The 17214-nt window shown below is 75.2% G+C and carries 13 protein-coding genes, 1 rRNA gene and 1 pseudogene; 11 read left to right on the forward strand and 4 right to left on the reverse strand.

What is annotated here, in order from left to right; all coding sequences use genetic code 11:
- The first annotated feature begins 166 nt into the window (after positions 1-166).
- The 3 genes and pseudogenes from rrf to GTY84_RS12940 all read left to right on the forward strand — a co-directional run bounded on the left by rrf (position 167) and on the right by GTY84_RS12940 (position 2736).
- Positions 167-283 (forward strand): 5S ribosomal RNA (gene rrf, locus GTY84_RS12930).
- A 101-nt stretch (positions 284-384) separates the two neighbouring features.
- A pseudogene (locus GTY84_RS33810) lies at positions 385-1749 on the forward strand (hypothetical protein); the annotation flags it as partial.
- A gap of 87 nt (positions 1750-1836) precedes the next feature.
- A complete protein-coding gene (locus GTY84_RS12940) occupies positions 1837-2736 on the forward strand; it encodes a hypothetical protein (protein WP_345943426.1) in 900 nt (299 codons plus the stop codon).
- A gap of 24 nt (positions 2737-2760) precedes the next feature.
- On the opposite strand, the gene GTY84_RS12945 is transcribed toward GTY84_RS12940, so the two are convergent.
- On the reverse strand, positions 2761-4053 hold the full coding sequence (locus GTY84_RS12945) for a DUF1015 domain-containing protein (protein ID WP_161226354.1): 1293 nt from the start codon (positions 4051-4053) through the stop codon (positions 2761-2763).
- Between the two features lie 72 nt (positions 4054-4125).
- Between GTY84_RS12945 and GTY84_RS12950 the strand changes: the two genes are divergently transcribed.
- Positions 4126-5157 carry an HAD hydrolase-like protein gene (locus GTY84_RS12950; RefSeq protein WP_161226355.1) on the forward strand — a complete coding sequence of 344 codons (1032 nt, stop codon included), beginning with the start codon at positions 4126-4128 and terminating at the stop codon, positions 5155-5157.
- A gap of 188 nt (positions 5158-5345) precedes the next feature.
- Here the strand turns inward: GTY84_RS12950 and GTY84_RS12955 are convergent, their stop codons facing one another.
- Complete coding sequence (locus GTY84_RS12955) at positions 5346-5693, reverse strand: sterol-binding protein (RefSeq protein ID WP_161226356.1); 348 nt, start codon at positions 5691-5693, stop codon at positions 5346-5348.
- A 39-nt stretch (positions 5694-5732) separates the two neighbouring features.
- On the opposite strand from GTY84_RS12955, the gene GTY84_RS12960 reads away from it, so the two are divergent.
- The 5 genes from GTY84_RS12960 to GTY84_RS12980 all read left to right on the forward strand — a co-directional run bounded on the left by GTY84_RS12960 (position 5733) and on the right by GTY84_RS12980 (position 11275).
- Complete coding sequence (locus tag GTY84_RS12960) at positions 5733-6026, forward strand: hypothetical protein (RefSeq protein WP_161226357.1); 294 nt, start codon at positions 5733-5735, stop codon at positions 6024-6026.
- Between the two features lie 7 nt (positions 6027-6033).
- Positions 6034-6849, forward strand: a complete 816-nt coding sequence (locus GTY84_RS12965; RefSeq protein ID WP_161226358.1) for a TlyA family RNA methyltransferase — start codon at positions 6034-6036, stop codon at positions 6847-6849.
- Positions 6846-7751, forward strand: a complete 906-nt coding sequence (locus GTY84_RS12970) for an NAD kinase (RefSeq protein ID WP_161226359.1) — start codon at positions 6846-6848, stop codon at positions 7749-7751. Before GTY84_RS12965 ends, GTY84_RS12970 begins: the two co-directional genes overlap by 4 nt.
- Before the next feature lie 165 nt (positions 7752-7916).
- Positions 7917-9635, forward strand: a complete 1719-nt coding sequence (gene recN, locus GTY84_RS12975) for a DNA repair protein RecN (protein ID WP_161226523.1) — start codon at positions 7917-7919, stop codon at positions 9633-9635.
- 497 nt (positions 9636-10132) lie between these two features.
- Positions 10133-11275: a glycosyltransferase family 4 protein gene (locus GTY84_RS12980; protein ID WP_161226360.1), complete on the forward strand. Its 1143-nt coding sequence runs from the start codon at positions 10133-10135 to the stop codon at positions 11273-11275.
- Between the two features lie 401 nt (positions 11276-11676).
- Here the strand turns inward: GTY84_RS12980 and GTY84_RS34645 are convergent, their stop codons facing one another.
- Both GTY84_RS34645 and GTY84_RS12990 read right to left on the reverse strand, forming a co-directional pair.
- Positions 11677-11829, reverse strand: a complete 153-nt coding sequence (locus GTY84_RS34645; protein WP_345943427.1) for a helix-turn-helix domain-containing protein — start codon at positions 11827-11829, stop codon at positions 11677-11679.
- A 597-nt stretch (positions 11830-12426) separates the two neighbouring features.
- Entirely contained in the window at positions 12427-14229 is a 1803-nt protein-coding gene (locus tag GTY84_RS12990) for a glycoside hydrolase family 15 protein (protein WP_161226524.1), read from the reverse strand.
- A 529-nt stretch (positions 14230-14758) separates the two neighbouring features.
- Between GTY84_RS12990 and GTY84_RS12995 the strand changes: the two genes are divergently transcribed.
- Together GTY84_RS12995 and GTY84_RS13000 are read left to right on the forward strand one after the other, a co-directional pair.
- Complete coding sequence (locus tag GTY84_RS12995; RefSeq protein WP_161226361.1) at positions 14759-16408, forward strand: CTP synthase; 1650 nt, start codon at positions 14759-14761, stop codon at positions 16406-16408.
- A gap of 79 nt (positions 16409-16487) precedes the next feature.
- Positions 16488-17114 (forward strand): NUDIX hydrolase, encoded by a 627-nt coding sequence (locus tag GTY84_RS13000; RefSeq protein WP_161226362.1) that lies wholly within the window; start codon positions 16488-16490, stop codon positions 17112-17114.
- Positions 17115-17214: the final 100 nt, after the last annotated feature.

The following is a 17214-nucleotide window of genomic DNA, read 5'->3' on the forward strand; positions in this document are numbered from 1 at the left end:
GATATGGAAGCACCGTGAGGTGTGGAGTTGACTGGTACTAATAGGCCGAGGGCTTGTCCTCAGTTGCTCGCGTCCACTGTGTTAGTTCTGAGGCAACGAACCGTTGCCGGCTTTGAGCTGAACACATAAGTGAAAAGTGTGCTTGTTCGCTCGAAACCATTAGGGTTTCGGTGGTCATAGCGTAGGGGAAACGCCCGGTTACATTCCGAACCCGGAAGCTAAGCTCTACAGCGCCGATGGTACTGCAGGGGGGACCCTGTGGGAGAGTAGGACGCCGCCGAACAATCTTTGGAAAGGACCCCTGGTCCCCAGCGTTCATGCTGGGGACCAGGGGTCCTTTCGTTTTTCCAGGGCGCACCGGGTACCCGGGTGCGCGAGAATGACGTGCGGTACCGAAGACAGGAGTCACCGATGTCCACCAACTCTCCCGACGACCGACCGGAGCGCGACCAGCGGCGACGGGACAGTGGTGACCGCGGCGACCGGGGCGGACGCTCCGGGGACCGCGGCGGCTTCCGCCGTGACGACCGCCGTGACGACCGCCGTGACGACAGCCGGGGCGATCGCCGTGACTTCCGTCGCGATGACAGCCGGGGCGACAACCGCGGTGGCGGCTATGGCCGTCGTGACGACAGCCGGGGTGGCGGGTACGGCCCGCGCCGTGACGACCGGGACTCCGGCCCGCGCCGCGACGACCGGGGCGGCGACCGCCCGTCGTTCCGGCGTGACGACCGCGGGAGCGACCGCGGCGGTTTCCGTCGCGACGACCGTCCGGCCTTCCGCCGTGACGACCGGGCTGGCGACCGCCCGGCCTTCCGTCGCGACGAGCGCGGAGGCGACCGTCCTCCGTTCCGGCGTGACGACCGCGGTGAGCGTCCGGCCTTCCGCCGTGACGACCGTGACGACCGCGGAGGCTTCCGCAGGGACGACCGCGGAGGGTTCCGCAGGGACGACAACCGCGGCGACCGGGGCGGCTTCCGCCGCGACGACCGCCGTGACGACAACCGGGGCGGCGGGTACGGCCCGCGCCGCGACGACCGCGACCGCGGCTTCCGTCGTGACGACCGGGGCGGCGACCGTCCCTCGTACCGTCGTGACGAGCGTGATGACCGCGGGGGTCGCGGTGAGCGCCCGCCGTTCCGCCGCGACGAGCGGAGTGGCGAGCGCGGTGGCGACCGTCCGCCGTTCCGGCGTGACGACCGCGGGAGCGACCGCGGCGGTTTCCGTCGCGACGACCGTCCGGCCTTCCGCCGTGACGACCGGGGCGGCGACCGTCCGGCCTTCCGTCGCGACGAGCGCGACGAGCGAGGGGGTCGCGGTGAGCGCCCGCCGTTCCGCCGCGACGAGCGGGGAGGCGAGCGCGGTGGCGACCGCCCGGCCTTCCGTCGCGACGAACGCGGTGGCGAGCGCGGTGGCGACCGTCCTCCGTTCCGGCGCGACGACCGCGGTGAGCGTCCGGCCTTCCGCCGTGACGACCGCGACAACCGTGACGACCGCGGAGGCTTCCGCAGGGACGACCGGCGCGACGACCGGGGCGGCTTCCGCAGGGACGACCGGCGCGACGACCGGGGCGGCTTCCGCCGTGACGACCGGCGTGGCGGCGACGACCACGGTGGTTTCCGCGGGCGTGACGACCGGGGCGACCGCGGAGGCTTCCGCCGTGACGACCGGGGCGGGCGCCCCGGCGGCTACCGGGGCCGTGACGACCGGCGCGACGACCGCCGTGACGACCGGCGCGGCGGCGGGAGCTTCCGCGACGAACGGGACCGCGACCGTGAGCCGATCAAGCGGCTGCCGATCCCCGAGGACGTCACCGGCGAGGAGATCGACAAGGACGTGCGGCAGGAACTGCTGAGCCTGCCCAAGACGCTCGCGGACGACGTCGCCCGCAACCTCGTGATGGTCGCCCGCCTGATCGACGAGGACCCCGAGGGCGCCTACGGCTACTCCAAGGTGGCGCTGCGGCTGGCGTCGCGCGTCGCCGCCGTCCGGGAGGCGGCCGGGTTCGCCGCGTACGCCAACCAGAAGTACAGCGAGGCCCTGGCCGAGTTCCGGGCCGCCCGGCGGATGACCGGCTCCGTCGACCTCTGGCCCGTCATGGCCGACTGCGAGCGCGGTCTCGGCCGCCCGGAGAAGACGCTGGACATGGCCGGCGCCCCCGAGGTGCACAAGCTGGACAAGGCCGGACAGGTCGAGATGCGGCTCGTCGCGGCCGGCGCCCGGCGGGACATGGACCAGCTGGACGCTGCCATCGTGACGCTGCAGAGCCCGGAGCTGGCCTCCCACTCCGTGCAGCCCTGGACCGCGCGGCTGCGGTACGCCTACGCGGACGCGCTGCTCGCCGCCGGGCGCGAGGGCGAGGCGCGCGAGTGGTTCGCCAAGGCCGTCGAGTCCGACCGGGACGGCAGCACCGACGCCTCCGACCGGCTCGCCGAGCTGGACGGGGTGGAGTTCGTGGACGCTCTCGTCGAGGACGGTTCGACCGTGCCCGCCGAGGCCCGGACCGGTGACGAGGACGGCCCCGCGGCCGGCACCGTGACCGAGGACGTGACGACCGAGGGCGTGACGACCGGGGACGAGGCCGCGGACGAGTCCGTCCCGGACGACGGTGACACGGACGACGGTGACACGGACGAGGCCGCCCCGGACGGCGCGGCCGCGGACGGCGCCCCCGCCGGGGAGGCGGGCGAGCGCGCCGTGGCCGGGGAGACCGGGAAGGACACCGGCACGGAGTGAGCGGGCGGTGCCGCGCGCGCCGGGTCAGAGGTCCAGCGCGCGCAGCACCAGCCCCGAGGCCGGCTTGGGGCCGAACGACGTCGACTTGCGCGGCATCGTGACGCCCTGCCGGGCCAGGTCCCGGACGACCTCCTCGCGCACCGGGTGCATCAGCACCGCCGTGCCACCGTCCCGCTCCGCCTTCTCCACCGTGGCCGCCGTGTCGTGGATGTAGGAGACATGGGCGGCGGAATCGTCCGGGACGCCCCAGACATGGGCGAGCAGTGTTGCGTGCAGGACGGTGGCGTCCAGCCTCCGCCAGGCCGCGGGGCGGTCCGCCGGGACCGTGCGCTCCAGCAGGGCGGGGTCCGGCCGGTCCACGAGGTGGAAGGCGCCGTCCCCGGCCAGCAGGAAGGCGTTGCCCCCGGCCGCCGCCCCGGCCAGCTCCTCCAGCGCGCCGTCCAGCGCGGTGCCGAGGCGGCGGACCCGGAAGCGGCCCTCCAGGGCGGCCACGGCGTCGGCCACCGGCAGCCCGTGGAGCAGCCGGTGGATCGCGCGCACCCGCAGCGGATAGCGGGCCGTGTCGACCAGCAGCACGAGCCCGTGGTCCCAGGGGCCGGGGGAGCCGTGCTCCGCGCGGAGCGTGCGGTAGGTGGCCCAGCGGTGGTGGCCGTCGGCGATGAGCGCCTGGTGCCCAGCCAGTTCCCGCCGCACCGCGGCCACTTCGTCAGGATCGGTGACCGCCCACAGGCGGTGCCAGAAGCCGTCCTCCGTGGTCGTGGAGAGCAGCGGCGGGCGGCCGGAGGCGCGCTCCACGACGGCGGCCGTGGCGGAGGCGCCGTCGTCGCCCCGGTAGGTGAGCAGCAGCGGTTCGAGGTTGGCGGAGGTGGCGCGCATCAGCGCGGCCCGGTCGGCCACGACGTGGGGCATCACGTCCTCGTGGGGCAGGACGATCCGCTCGGCGGGGTCCGTCACCAGCAGGGTGCCGATGATCCCCCGTTGCAGCAGCCCCCCGCCGTCGCGCTGCTCGTAGACGTACAGCCCGGGTTCGGGGTCGGCGGTGAGCACGCCCTCCGCGCGCCAGCGGCGCAGGGTGTCGGCGGCCTGCGCGTTGCGGGCCCGGGGCGTCGCGGCCTGGGGCAGGATCAGGCGGACGATGTTGTGCGGGTCGGCCGACTCCAGGTGCAGCAGTCCGTCGGGGCGCACCACCACGTCGTAGGGCGGGGATGTCACGGCGGCCAGACTGCCGACCCGGTCGGGGTCGTAGCGGAGGCCTCGGAACGGGGTGAGTTCCAGGCCCCGGCGCGCCATTGCTTCCGGGTGGCCTGCGGTCTTCATCCCGGCATCGTACGTCCGCCGGGGGCATGGGGGATGATCGGGGGAAAGTCGTCGAACGAGGAGCGGTGTGCGATGGTCCGGAGCGTCAGGACGGGTCCCCAGGGCAGCGGACAGGGGCTGAGCCGGGCGTACGACACGGCGCTGCTGGACCTGGACGGTGTGGTCTACGCCGGGGGGAACGCCATCGCGCACGCGGTGGAGTCGCTCGCGGCGGCGCGCGGGGACGGGATGCGGCTGGCGTACGTCACCAACAACGCGCTGCGCACCCCCGACGCGGTGGCCGCGCACCTGACCGAGCTGGGCATACCGAGCGCCGCCGAGGACGTGATCACCTCGGCGCAGGCGGTGGCCCGGCTGATCGCCGACGACTTGCCGGCGGGCAGCAGGGTGCTGGTGATCGGCGGGGAGGGGCTGCGCGTCGCGCTGCGGGAGCGGGGCCTGGTGCCGGTCGAGTCGGACGGGGACGACCCGGTGGCCGTGGTGCAGGGCTACGGCGGGCCCGAACTGCCGTGGGGGCGCTTCGCGGAGGCGTCGTACGCCGTCGCGCGCGGGCTGCCCTGGTACGCGTCCAACACGGATCTGACGATTCCCGGCGCCCGGGGCATCGCGCCGGGCAACGGCGCGGCGGTCGAGGTCGTGCGGATCGCCACCGGCGCCGAGCCGAAGGTGGCGGGCAAGCCGCTGCCGCCGATGCACCGGGAGACGGTACTGCGCACCGGGGCCGTGCGGCCGCTGGTGGTCGGGGACCGGCTGGACACCGACATCGAGGGCGCCTTCAACGGGGAGGTCGACTCGCTGCTCGTGCTGACCGGTGTCACCGACGGGGCCCGGCTGCTGGCGGCGCCCCCGGAGCACCGGCCGACCTATGTCGACGCCGATCTGCGCGGGCTGCTCACCGGCCAGCCCGAGGTCACCGGGGAGGCGGCGGGCGGCTTCCGCTGCGGCGGCTGGACGGCGACGGCCGGCCCGGAGCGGCTGGAACTGGCGGGTGACGGCGCGGCCCTGGACGGTCTGCGGGCCCTGTGCGCCGCGGCCTGGACGGCGGGCGGCGCGAGCGGATGCGGGCTGGACGGGGGCAAGGCGCTGGCGCGGCTGGGGCTCTGAGCGGCGGGCCGCCACCACGGCGCGGGGGCCCCGCTTGGGGTCCCCGTCCCGCCGGGGGGCGGCGGTTTCCGGCCTTCCGGGGCGGGGGCCGGCGCGCAAGGGAGCGGGGTGGGGAGGGGCCGACGCGGTGCCCCGGCGACCCGGCGGCGCGGGGCACCGGCGCCCGGCGCCACGGTCCCGGAGAGGTCCTAGAGGAGCTTGCGGAGGCGGAACAGGTCGCGCAGGCCCGCCTCCAGCCGCACCCGTCCGGAGCCCCAGGCACGGGCGAAGTGCAGCTCCCCGTCGACCAGGGCCACCAGGTCGTCGCCCGTCATGGCGAGCCGGATGTCGGCCCGTCGGCGGGGCGGCCCCGGGAGCGTCTCGCGGACCTCGATCCCGCCGTCCGCCATCCGGCCCGCGAAGGTGAGGTCCAGATCGGTGATGTGGCAGCTCACCGAGCGGGGCGGGGAGGCCGCGGCCCGCAGGTCCCCGTCGGCCTCGCCCATCCGCTCCGAGAGCCGGTCGAGCGCGGCACGGCACTCCTCGGTCGTCGCCATGGGGACCGACCGTACCCCAGCGCGCGGTAGCGTCGGAGCATGAGCGACGCAGACGCGGAACCGGCGGCCCCGCGCACACCGGACGGGGACGGCGGACCGGAACCGGAGTCCGGCACCCCCGGTCCCGCCCCGCTGGGCGTCCCCCGCGAACCCACCGGCGACGCGGGGGTGGACGCCGGGCTGCTGCGGCTGGCCGACGCCGACCACCTCACCACCGACGGGCACACCGAGGTGTACGAGGATGTGCACCGGGGGCTGCGCGACGCGCTCACCGCGCTCGACGCCCGCCCGGGACCCCCGGCGCCCCCGGGCCCGTACGCACAAGGGAGCTGAACCGAACGTGGCAGGAGTCGCACGCCGCCGTCTCGACGCGGAACTGGTCCGCCGCAAACTGGCGCGCTCGCGGGAGCACGCGGGGCAGCTCATCGCGGCCGGCCGGGTCACCGTCGGCAAGGCCGTCGCGACCAAGTCCGCCACCCAGGTGGAGACCGCCGCCGCCATCGTCGTCACCCGGGACGAGGACGATCCCGACTACGTCTCGCGCGGCGGCCACAAGCTCGCCGGGGCGCTCGCGGCCTTCGTACCCCGGGGGCTGGTCGTCGAGGGGCGGCGCGCCCTGGACGCCGGGGCCTCCACCGGCGGCTTCACCGACGTGCTGCTCCGCGCCGGGGCCGCCCACGTGGTCGCCGTCGACGTCGGCTACGGGCAGCTCGCCTGGTCCCTCCAGCAGGACGCCCGCGTCACCGTGAAGGACCGCACCAACGTCCGGGAGCTGACGCCCGAGGCCATCGACGGGGAGCGCGTGGACCTCGTCGTGGGCGATCTGTCCTTCATCCCGCTCGGGCTGGTGCTGCCCGCTCTGGTGGGATGCACCCGGCCGGGCGCCGATCTGGTCATGATGGTCAAGCCGCAGTTCGAGGTCGGCCGGGAGCGGCTGGGCAGCGGGGGAGTGGTGCGCAGTCCGGAGCTGCGCGCCGGGGCGGTGCGTCAGGTCGCCGACCGGGCCTGGGAACTGGGGCTCGGGGTGGAGGGCGTCACCGCGAGTCCGCTGCCCGGTCCCTCGGGCAACGTCGAGTACTTTCTGTGGCTGCGGGCCGGGGCGGACCGCCTCGACCCGGACGACGTTGACCGTGCAGTGGCGGAGGGGCCGCGTTGACACAGAACCCAGCTCGTACTGTTTTCCTGCTCGCCCACACCGGACGTCCCGCTGCCATCCGCAGCGCCGAACTGGTGGTCAAGGGGCTGCTGCTGGCCGGACTCGGGGTACGGGTCCTGGAGGCCGAGGCGCGCGACCTGCCGCTGCCGGCCGAGGTGGAGCCGGTGGGGGAGGACGCCTCGGGGTGCCTCGACGGGTGCGAGCTGCTGATCGTCCTCGGCGGCGACGGCACCCTGCTGCGCGGCGCGGAGTTCGCCCGGGGCTCGGGGGTGCCGATGCTCGGGGTCAACCTCGGCCGGGTCGGGTTCCTCGCCGAGGCCGAGCGCGACGACCTCGACAAGGTCGTCGACCGGGTGGTGAACCGGGCCTACGAGGTCGAGGAGCGGATGACCGTCGACGTCGTCGTCCACCGCAACGGCGACATCGTGCACACCGACTGGGCGCTCAACGAGGCCGCCGTGCAGAAGGCGGGTGCCGAGAAGCTGCTGGAGGTCGTGCTGGAGGTGGACGGGCGGCCGGTGACCGGCTTCGGCTGCGACGGCATCGTGCTGTCGACGCCGACCGGGTCGACGGCGTACGCCTTCTCGGCCGGCGGCCCCGTGGTCTGGCCCGAGGTCGAGGCCCTGCTGATGGTGCCGATCAGCGCCCACGCCCTGTTCGCCAAGCCGCTGGTCACCTCGCCGGACTCGGTGCTCGTGGTGGAGGTGCTGCCGCACATCCCGCCCGGAGTGCTGTGGTGCGACGGCCGCCGCACCGTGGAGCTGCCGCCGGGCGCCCGGGTGGAGGTGCGCCGGGGCGCGGTGCCGGTTCGGCTGGCCCGGCTGCACCACGCCTCCTTCACGGACCGGCTGGTCGCCAAGTTCGCGCTGCCCGTCTCCGGGTGGCGGGGGGCGCCCCAGTAGGAGACCCGAAGGGGTGGTTTCGCGGCGCCGGAGGCCGTGCACGGCCTCCGGCCGCTCCGCCGTGCCCCCGGGCCCCCTCGCGGCCGCCCGGCGCGGCGGGCGAGGGGGCGGGCCGGTCGCACTCCCCGGCCCGGACCTCGTAAGGTCGGGTGCGTGTTGGAGGAGATGCGGATACGGTCGCTCGGAGTCATCGACGACGCCGTGGTCGAGTTGTCACCCGGGTTCACGGCGGTCACCGGCGAGACCGGGGCCGGCAAGACGATGGTGGTCACGAGCCTCGGGCTGCTCCTGGGCGGGCGCGCGGACGCGGCCCTGGTGCGGATGGGTGCCAAGAGCGCCGTCGTCGAGGGGCGCGTCGCCGTGCCCGGCGAGGCGGCGGCGGCCGTGCGCGCGCGCGAGGCCGGGGCCGAGCTGGACGACGGCGCGCTGCTGATCAGCCGCACCGTGTCCGCCGAGGGCCGCTCGCGGGCCCATCTGGGCGGCCGGTCCGTGCCGGTCGGCATGCTGGCCGAGCTGGCCGACGAACTCGTCGCCGTGCACGGGCAGACCGACCAGCAGGGGCTGCTCAAGCCGGGCCGCCAGCGCCAGGCGCTGGACCGGTACGCGGGCGACGCGGTCAGCGGCACGCTCACCGCCTACCGGGTCGCCCATCGCAGGCTGCGGGCCGTCGCCGCCGAGCTGGACGAGATCACCACCCGCGCCCGGGAACGCGTCCAGGAGGCCGACCTGCTGCGCTACGGCCTCGACGAGATCGCGGCCGTCGACCCCGCCCCCGGCGAGGACGCGGAGCTGGCCGGTGAGGCCGAGCGGCTGGGCCACGCCGAGGCGCTCGCCTCGGCCGCCACGGCGGCGCACGCCGCGCTCGCGGGCGACCCCGAGGACCCCGAGGGCGTGGACGCGGCGACCCTCGTCGCGGGCGCGCAGCGGGCCCTGGACGCGGTCCGCGCGCACGACCCGGCGCTGGCCGCGCTCGCGGAGCGGATCGGCGAGGTCGGCATCCTGCTGCGCGACGTGGCCGGGGAACTCGCCGGGTACGCCGGAGACCTGGACGCCGACCCGCTGCGGCTGGCCGCGGTCGAGGAGCGGCGCGCCGCGCTCACCGCGCTGACCCGCAAGTACGGCGAGGACGTGGCCGCCGTGCTGGCCTGGGCCGAGGAGAGCGCCGGACGGCTGGCGGAACTCGACGGCGACGACGAGCGGATCGGCGGGCTGACCGCCGAACGGGACGCGCTGCGGACGGAACTGGGCCACCTGGCGCAGGCCCTGACCGACGCGCGGACGGAGGCCGCCGAGCGGTTCGCCGCCGCGGTCACCGCCGAACTGGCCTCGCTGGCCATGCCGCACGCCCGGGTGTCGTTCGCGATCCGGCAGACCGAGGACCCCGACGGCATCGAGGTCGGCGGCCGGACCGTGGCCCACGGGCCGCACGGCGCCGACGAGGTGGAGCTGCTGCTCGCCCCGCACCCGGGTGCGCCTCCGCGGCCCATCGCCAAGGGTGCCTCCGGGGGTGAGCTGTCCCGGGTGATGCTGGCCGTCGAGGTGGTCTTTGCGGGCACCGACCCGGTCCCGACGTACCTCTTCGACGAGGTCGACGCCGGGGTCGGCGGCAAGGCGGCGGTCGAGATCGGGCGACGTCTGGCGCGGCTGGCGAAGACGGCGCAGGTCGTCGTCGTCACGCACCTGCCGCAGGTCGCCGCGTTCGCCGACCGGCAGTTGCTGGTGGAGAAGACCGACGACGGCTCGGTGACCCGGTCCGGCGTCAAGGTCCTGGAGGGGGAGGAGCGCGTGCGCGAGCTCTCCCGGATGCTGGCGGGCCAGGAGGACTCCGAGACGGCACGCGCCCACGCGGAGGAACTGCTCGCGGCGGCCCGCACGGACGCGTAGGCCGCGCGGGGTGCGCGGGGTGCGGCCGGGTGCGGGGCGTGCGCCGGGTGCGCGTCCGCGCGGGGTACGGGGGCGGCGTGCCGCGGTCGGCGGGAGTCCGCGCGGGCGGGTCCGGCCGGTGCCGGAGAGGGGCCGTTTCCCGCCAACCGGTCCGGTTCCCACGGCCTCCGGCCGGGGGGCGCACTTTCTGAATGCGCGCCCCCGGTGGGGTTCCCGTGACTGCCGGGAACGCTGGGGCGGGCCCGCGGCCCGGGGAGCGGGCCGCCCGGCCGACGGAGCTGCGCGAGGGGTGGGCGAGGCTTCACTCTTGTGAGTGAATTGGAGTCAGGGGGTTGTCCGGAGCCGGGCGGGCGGGCCGCCCGCCGTTCCCGGAACATCCGTGCGGCCTGGCATGCTGAGCGGGGTAACGTGCGGGAAGCCGCGCGGCGCGACCCTCCGCGCCGCCGTTCCGTACCTTCTCCGTGACCGTCCCACGCCGAACCCAGGAGCCCGGCCACGTGACCCCCGTGAGCAGCCACGCACCGCTCGGCCAGTCGCCACTGCGCACCGTGCAGGTGCTCGGCGGCGGCAACGCCGGCAGCAGCGCGCACGTGCGCTCCCTGGCCGCGGGACTCGTCGCGAGGGGCGTGCACGTCACGGTGTGCGCCCCCCTGGAGGCCGAACGGGCCCACGACTTCGTCGGCACCGGCGCCGGCCATGTGCATGTGCCGCGCAGCAGCGACCCGGTCTCGGTGGCGGGGCTGCGGGCGGCCTGTTCGGGTGCCGACCTGGTGCACGCCCACGGGCTGCACGCCTCCTTCCGCGCCGCCCTCGCCCTCTCCGGACGGCGCGTGCACACCCCGCTCGTCGTCACCTGGCACGGCCGTACGCACACCGAGGGTCCCCGCGAGCACCTGCTGAGGGTGCTGGAGCGGCGGGTGATGAGGGCCGCCTCCGTGGTGCTCGGCACCACCTCCGAACTGGTGGACACGGCCCGGCGGTCCGGCGCCCGGGACGCCCGGCTCGGCGCGGTCGGGCTGCCCCGCCCCGAGCGACCCCCGGCCGGGCCCGAGGGCCACGACGGGGCGCGCGCCAAGCTCCGTGCCGAACTCGGAGCCGTGGGCCGCCCCTTACTCGTCGCGGCCGGACCGCTGGAGCGGCGGCACGGCCTCGGCCCGCTGCTCGACGCCGCCCGCGCCTGGCGCCGGCTGGACCCCGCACCGCTGGTCGTCGTCGCGGGGGAGGACCCGGCGCGGGCGCAGTCGCAGCGGCGGATCGAGGACGAACGGCTGCCCGTGCTGCTCCTCGGCGACCGCGACGACGTCCCCGACCTGCTCGCCGCCGCCGATCTCGCCCTGCTGCCCGCCGGGTGCGCGGCGCGGCCCGCCGTGGCGAAGGAGGCCCTGCACGCCCGGGTGCCGCTGGTCGCCGCCGGGTCCGGCCTCCGCGAACTCCTCGGCGACGCCGCCGAGATCGTTCCGCCCGGCGACGCCGACGCCTTCGCCGAGGCCGTCGTGGGACTGCTCGGTGCCCCCGAGCGGCGGGAGGCGCTCGCGGACGCCGGGTTACGCCAGGCGGCGACCTGGCCCACCGAGGACGAGACCGTCGCCCAGGTCCTCAGCGTCTACGACGAGTTGACCAAGCCCCTCCCGCTGCTCTGAAGCCCTTCCCCGCGGACCGTGCCGCGGGGCGCGCCCCCGGCACGCGCGTCCGCGCCGCCGTCGCCACCCGCCGCCGCGCCGGGCCCTCCTTCGTGCCCGGCCCTTCCTCCGCGCCGGGCCCTTCCTCCGTTCCGGGCACCTTCTCCGCAGTGCCCCGGAGGCACCGCACCCGCTCGGCAGCGCACCGGAGGCACCGGGCCCGCTCGGCAGTGCCCCGGAGGCACCGCACCCGAGCGGACAGCCGGGACGAACCACCTCCCGGGCGCGCCACGACCGGGCCGACGGCCCCTCACATCCCGGCGCGGGCGCCGTGCCACGCGGCCGGCTCCCGGCTCCGCCCGCGCTCCGGTCCGCGCGCTCCGCGTCCCGCCCCCTGCCCCTCCGGACCGGTGCCCCCGCGCTCAGGGCACGTGGCGGCGGGCGCGCGGGGCCAGGCTCAACGCCAGTACGTTCTGCGGGTCGTCGAGGTCGGTGCCGAGCAACTCCCCGATCCGGGCCAGCCGGTTGTACAGCGTCTGCGTTGGGGACCTCGCCCGCGTGCACCCAGCGCACAGTGCGGTGGAGCCGGTCGGCGCCTGCGAGGATCTCCGGCAGGCCGCCGCGCAGCCCGGGGAGTTCCAGGGCGCGCCGTACGGTGATCCCCGAGGGCGGCGGGGGGACGCTGGGGCTGCTCATGGAAGACGGTACCCAGGCGCTACGCCGGTCGCATGGGCCGGGGCGGACCCGCCGGACAGCCGCCCGGCGCGGCCCCGGGCCCACCACCCCACCGCCGCGCGGAGGGCGTCCCCGGCGCCATCGGGCCCCGGGGCGGCGGACGGAGGGAGCCCCCGGGGCAGGGCTCCGCCGACCCACCGGTGTCCCCGGCCCACCGCGCGCGGACCGGAGCGCCCGCGGCGGTGGCGGGGGCGCACCCAGCGGGGTCCGGCCTCGCCCGGCCGATCGGTGTTCCCCGCGGACCCCACGCCCCGGCCCCCGAGCGCGGCGCCCCGGGACTACCCGGCCGTTCCGCGGCTCCGTCCACGGGGTCAGCCCACCGGACGGTCCGGCCCCGCCGCGACCGGATTCACCGGTCCCGCGCGGACGCGACGGGGGAACGGGTGCGGAGAGGTGCGCGGGGTGCCCCGCCGCCGGGCGGCCGGGCACCCCGTGGCTCAGCCGCCGTAGGCGCCGCTGGCGGTCAGGCGGAGGGCCGTGTCGATCAGCGGGACGTGGCTGAACGCCTGGGGGAAGTTGCCGACCTGGCGCTGCAGCCGCGGGTCCCACTCCTCGGCCAGCAGGCCCAGGTCGTTGCGGAGCGCCAGCAGCCGCTCGAAGAGCCGGCGCGCCTCGTCCACCCGGCCGATCATCGCCAGGTCGTCGGCCATCCAGAAGGAGCAGGCCAGGAAGGCGCCCTCGTCGCCGGGCAGGCCGTCGACGCCCTCGGTCTCGCCGTCGGTCGGGTAGCGCAGGATGAAGCCGTCCGAGGTCGACAGCTCCCGCTGGATCGCCTCGATGGTGCCGATGACGCGCTTGTCGTCGGGCGGGAGGAAGCCCATCTGCGGGATCAGCAGCAGCGAGGCGTCCAGTTCCCGGGAGCCGTAGGACTGGGTGAAGGTGTTCCGCTCTTTGTCGTAGCCCTTCTCGCAGACGTCGCGGTGGATGTCGGCGCGCAACCGCTTCCAGCGCTCCAGCGGGCCCTCGGCGTCACCGGACTCGATGAGCTTGATGGTGCGGTCGACGGCGACCCAGGCCATCACCTTGGAGTGCACGAAGTGGCGGCGCGGGCCGCGCACCTCCCAGATGCCCTCGTCCGGCTCCTGCCAGTGGTCCTCCAGGTAGCGGATCAGCTTGAGCTGGAGCACGGAGGCGTAGTCGTTGCGGGCCAGGCCGGTCATGTGGGCCAGGTGCAGGGCCTCGGTCACCTCGCCGTACACGTCGAGCTGGAGCTGGTGGGCCGCGCCGTTGCCGACCCGGACCGGGGAGGAGTTCTCGTAGCCGGGCAGCCAGTCCAGCTCCGCCTCGCCCAGCTCCCGCTCACCGGCGATGCCGTACATGATCTGGAGGTTCTCCGGGTCCCCGGCGACCGCGCGCAGCAGCCACTCGCGCCAGGCGCGGGCCTCCTCGCGATAGCCGGTGCGCAGCAGCGAGGAGAGGGTGATCGCCGCGTCGCGCAGCCAGGTGTAGCGGTAGTCCCAGTTGCGGACGCCGCCGATCTCCTCCGGCAGGGAGGTGGTGGGCGCGGCGACGATGCCGCCGGTGGGCGCGTAGGTGAGGGCCTTGAGCGTGATCAGGGAGCGGATCACGGCCTCCCGGTAGGGGCCGTGGTAGGTACAGTGCTCGACCCACTCGCGCCAGAAGTCCGCGGTCGCCTCCAGCGACTGCTCCGGCTCGGGCAGTGCGGGCGGACGCTTGTGCGAGGGCTCCCACGAGATGGTGAACGCGATCCGCTCGCCGGGGGAGACGGTGAAGTCGGAGTAGGTGGTGAGCGCCTCGCCGTAGGTCTCGGCCTCCGTGTCGAACCAGACGGAGTCGGGCCCGGCGACGGCCACCGTGCGGCCCTCGTGCTTGTGCACCCAGGGCACGATCCGCCCGTAGCTGAAGCGCATCCGCAGTTCCGAGCGCATCTCCACCCGGCCGGAGACGCCCTCCACGATCCGGATCACCTGGGGCGCGCCGTCGCGCGGCGGCATGAAGTCGGTCACCCGGACCGTGCCCCCGGGGGTGTCCCACTCGGACTCCAGGATCAGCGAGTCGCCCCGGTATCCGCGCCGGTCCGCCGCGGGCGGCCGGGAGCCGGGGTCATGGGCCGGGCCCAGGCGCCAGAACCCGTGGTCCTCGGTGCCGAGCAGACCGGCGAAGATGGCATGCGAGTCGAAGCGGGGCAGGCACAGCCAGTCGACTGTGCCGTCCCGGCAGACCAGGGCGGCGGTCTGCATGTCTCCGATGAGTGCGTAGTCTTCGATGCGCCCGGCCACGTGCAACTCCAGTCGAACGGCCACGTCACCCCGCAAATGGGGGCGGTCGCTGATGCGGTCAAGGGGGGTGGGTCATGCGTCGTCGGCGGTGGGCACGGCGGTCGTCCGGCCTGGGCCGGACGCTGTGCCACGAAGGACGATTGTTGTGCAACGGACTGACGGGCCCGCGTTGTTCCGGCAGGTACGGCAAGGGGTGGTGCCGCGGCTCCGGACGGGCTCGGCAGCGAACGTCCGAGCAGGATACGACGCACACGGACGATCTGTGTGCCGCTCCGGACAACCCGCGTCCACCGAATGTGTGACCGCCGAGTGGGGGACCCGTGACGGTGCGCCTGTGTACCGGCCCGGCCGCGGAGGGTGGCCGGAAGCCATCCCCCCGAGGCGCTGTTACTCTGGTAGCCCGTGGACCGGTGGGAGAAGAACCCCGGAACCGCAGCGACGGCGCCGCCGACGAGAACCGGGTTCCCCCCGGGCCGGACGACGAACGCACCGCACCCCAGACCGCGACCACGGGAGCCCCGCCTTGGCCATGCCGCCCACGTCTTCGACGACCAAGCACATCTTCGTCACCGGGGGGGTCGCCTCCTCGCTCGGCAAGGGCCTGACGGCTTCCAGCCTGGGGATGCTCCTCAAGGCCAGGGGCCTGCGCGTGGTCATGCAGAAGCTCGACCCGTACCTGAACGTCGACCCGGGCACGATGAACCCGTTCCAGCACGGTGAGGTGTTCGTCACCAACGACGGCGCCGAGACCGACCTGGACATCGGCCACTACGAGCGCTTCCTCGACCGCGACCTCGACGGCTCCGCCAACGTCACCACCGGCCAGGTGTACTCCACCGTCATCGCCAAGGAGCGCCGCGGCGAGTACCTCGGCGACACCGTGCAGGTCATCCCGCACATCACCAACGAGATCAAGCACCGCATCCGCCGGATGGCCACCGACGACGTCGACGTCGTGATCACCGAGGTCGGCGGCACCGTCGGCGACATCGAGTCGCTCCCCTTCCTGGAGACCGTCCGCCAGGTCCGCCACGAGGTCGGCCGGGACAACGTCTTCGTGGTCCACATCTCGCTGCTGCCCTACATCGGCCCGTCCGGCGAGCTGAAGACCAAGCCCACCCAGCACTCCGTGGCCGCCCTGCGCAACATCGGCATCCAGCCCGACGCCATCGTGCTGCGCTGCGACCGCGAGGTCCCCACCGCCATCAAGCGGAAGATCTCCCTGATGTGCGACGTCGACGAGGCCGCCGTCGTGGCCTGCCCCGACGCCCGCTCCATCTACGACATCCCCAAGGTCATCCACACCGAGGGCCTCGACGCCTACGTAGTCCGCAAGCTCGACCTGCCCTTCCGCGATGTCGACTGGACCACCTGGGACGACCTCCTGGACCGCGTCCACCACCCGGACCACGAGATCACCCTCGCCCTCGTCGGCAAGTACATCGACCTGCCCGACGCCTACCTCTCGGTCACCGAGGCCCTGCGCGCCGGCGGCTTCGCCCACCGCGCCCGGGTCACCGTCAAGTGGGTCACCTCCGACGACTGCCGCACCCCCGCCGGGGCCGAGGCCCAACTGCGCGACGTGGACGCGGTCTGCATCCCCGGCGGCTTCGGCGACCGCGGTGTCCTCGGCAAGGTCGGCGCCATCCGCTACGCCCGCGAGAACCGCATCCCGCTGCTCGGCCTCTGCCTCGGCCTGCAGTGCATCGTCGTCGAGGCGGCCCGCAACCTCGCCGGCATCACCGACGCCAACTCCACCGAGTTCGACCCGGCCACCCCCCACCCGGTCATCTCCACCATGGCCGAGCAGCTCGACATCGTCGCCGGTGACGGGGACCTCGGCGGCACCATGCGCCTGGGCATGTACCCGGCCAAGCTCGCCGAGGGCTCCATCGTCCGCGAGGTCCACGACGACCGCGAGTACGTCGAGGAGCGCCACCGCCACCGCTACGAGGTCAACAACGCCTACCGCGCGGAGCTGGAGAAGAAGGCCGGCATCGTGTTCTCCGGCACCTCGCCCGACGGCAAGCTGGTCGAGTACGTCGAGTACCCCCGCGACGTGCACCCCTACCTCGTCGCCACCCAGGCCCACCCGGAGCTGCGCTCCCGCCCGACCCGGCCCCACCCCCTCTTCGCCGGCCTGGTCAAGGCCGCCGTCGAGCGGAAGACGGCCCGCTAGCCCACCGGCGGTACGGTGACCGGGGCGCGCGTGACCAGTACGCGCGCCCCGGTTCCCGCGTACCTCCGGAAGGACAGGCATGACCATCAGGGACACCCCCGAGCAGTGGGAGGTCCGGGCGACCTCGACCCCGTTCCGCGGCGCGAAGACGTCCGTGCGCACCGACGAGGTGGTCATGCCCGACGGCTCCGTGGCGGGCCGCGACTACCAGGTGCACCCCGGCTCGGTGGCCGTCCTCGCCCTGGACGAGGAGGACCGGGTCCTGGTCATCCGGCAGTACCGGCACCCGGTGCGGCAGAAGCTGTGGGAGATCCCCGCCGGGCTGCTCGACGTGCCCGGCGAGAACCCCCTGCACGCCGCCCGGCGGGAGCTGTACGAGGAGGCCCACGTCGAGGCGGCGGACTGGCGGGTCCTGACCGACGTCTACACCACCCCCGGCGGCTGCGACGAGGCCGTGCGGATCTTCCTCGCCCGGAACCTGTCGGAGGCCGCGGGGGAGCGCTTCGCGGTCGAGGACGAGGAGGCCGACATGGAGCTGGCGCGGGTGCCGGTCGCCGAGCTGGTGCGGGGCGTGCTCGCGGGGGAGCTGCACAACAACTGCCTGGTCGTGGGCGTGCTGTCGCTGGTCGCCGCCCGTCAGGGGGACGGGCTCGACGCGCTCCGCCCGGCCGGGGCGCCGTGGCCCGCCCGCCCCTTCGCCTCCTGACGCCGCCGCCTTCGGCGCCGGCCGCCCGCGTCCCGGGTCCGGCCTCCGCGCCGTCCGGTCCCGGGAGGCGGCCCCGGTCCCGCGTCGACCGGCCGCCCGG

The sequence above is a fragment of the Streptomyces sp. SID8352 genome (genome assembly GCF_009862265.1).
Classification (GTDB): Bacteria; Actinomycetota; Actinomycetes; order Streptomycetales; family Streptomycetaceae; genus Streptomyces.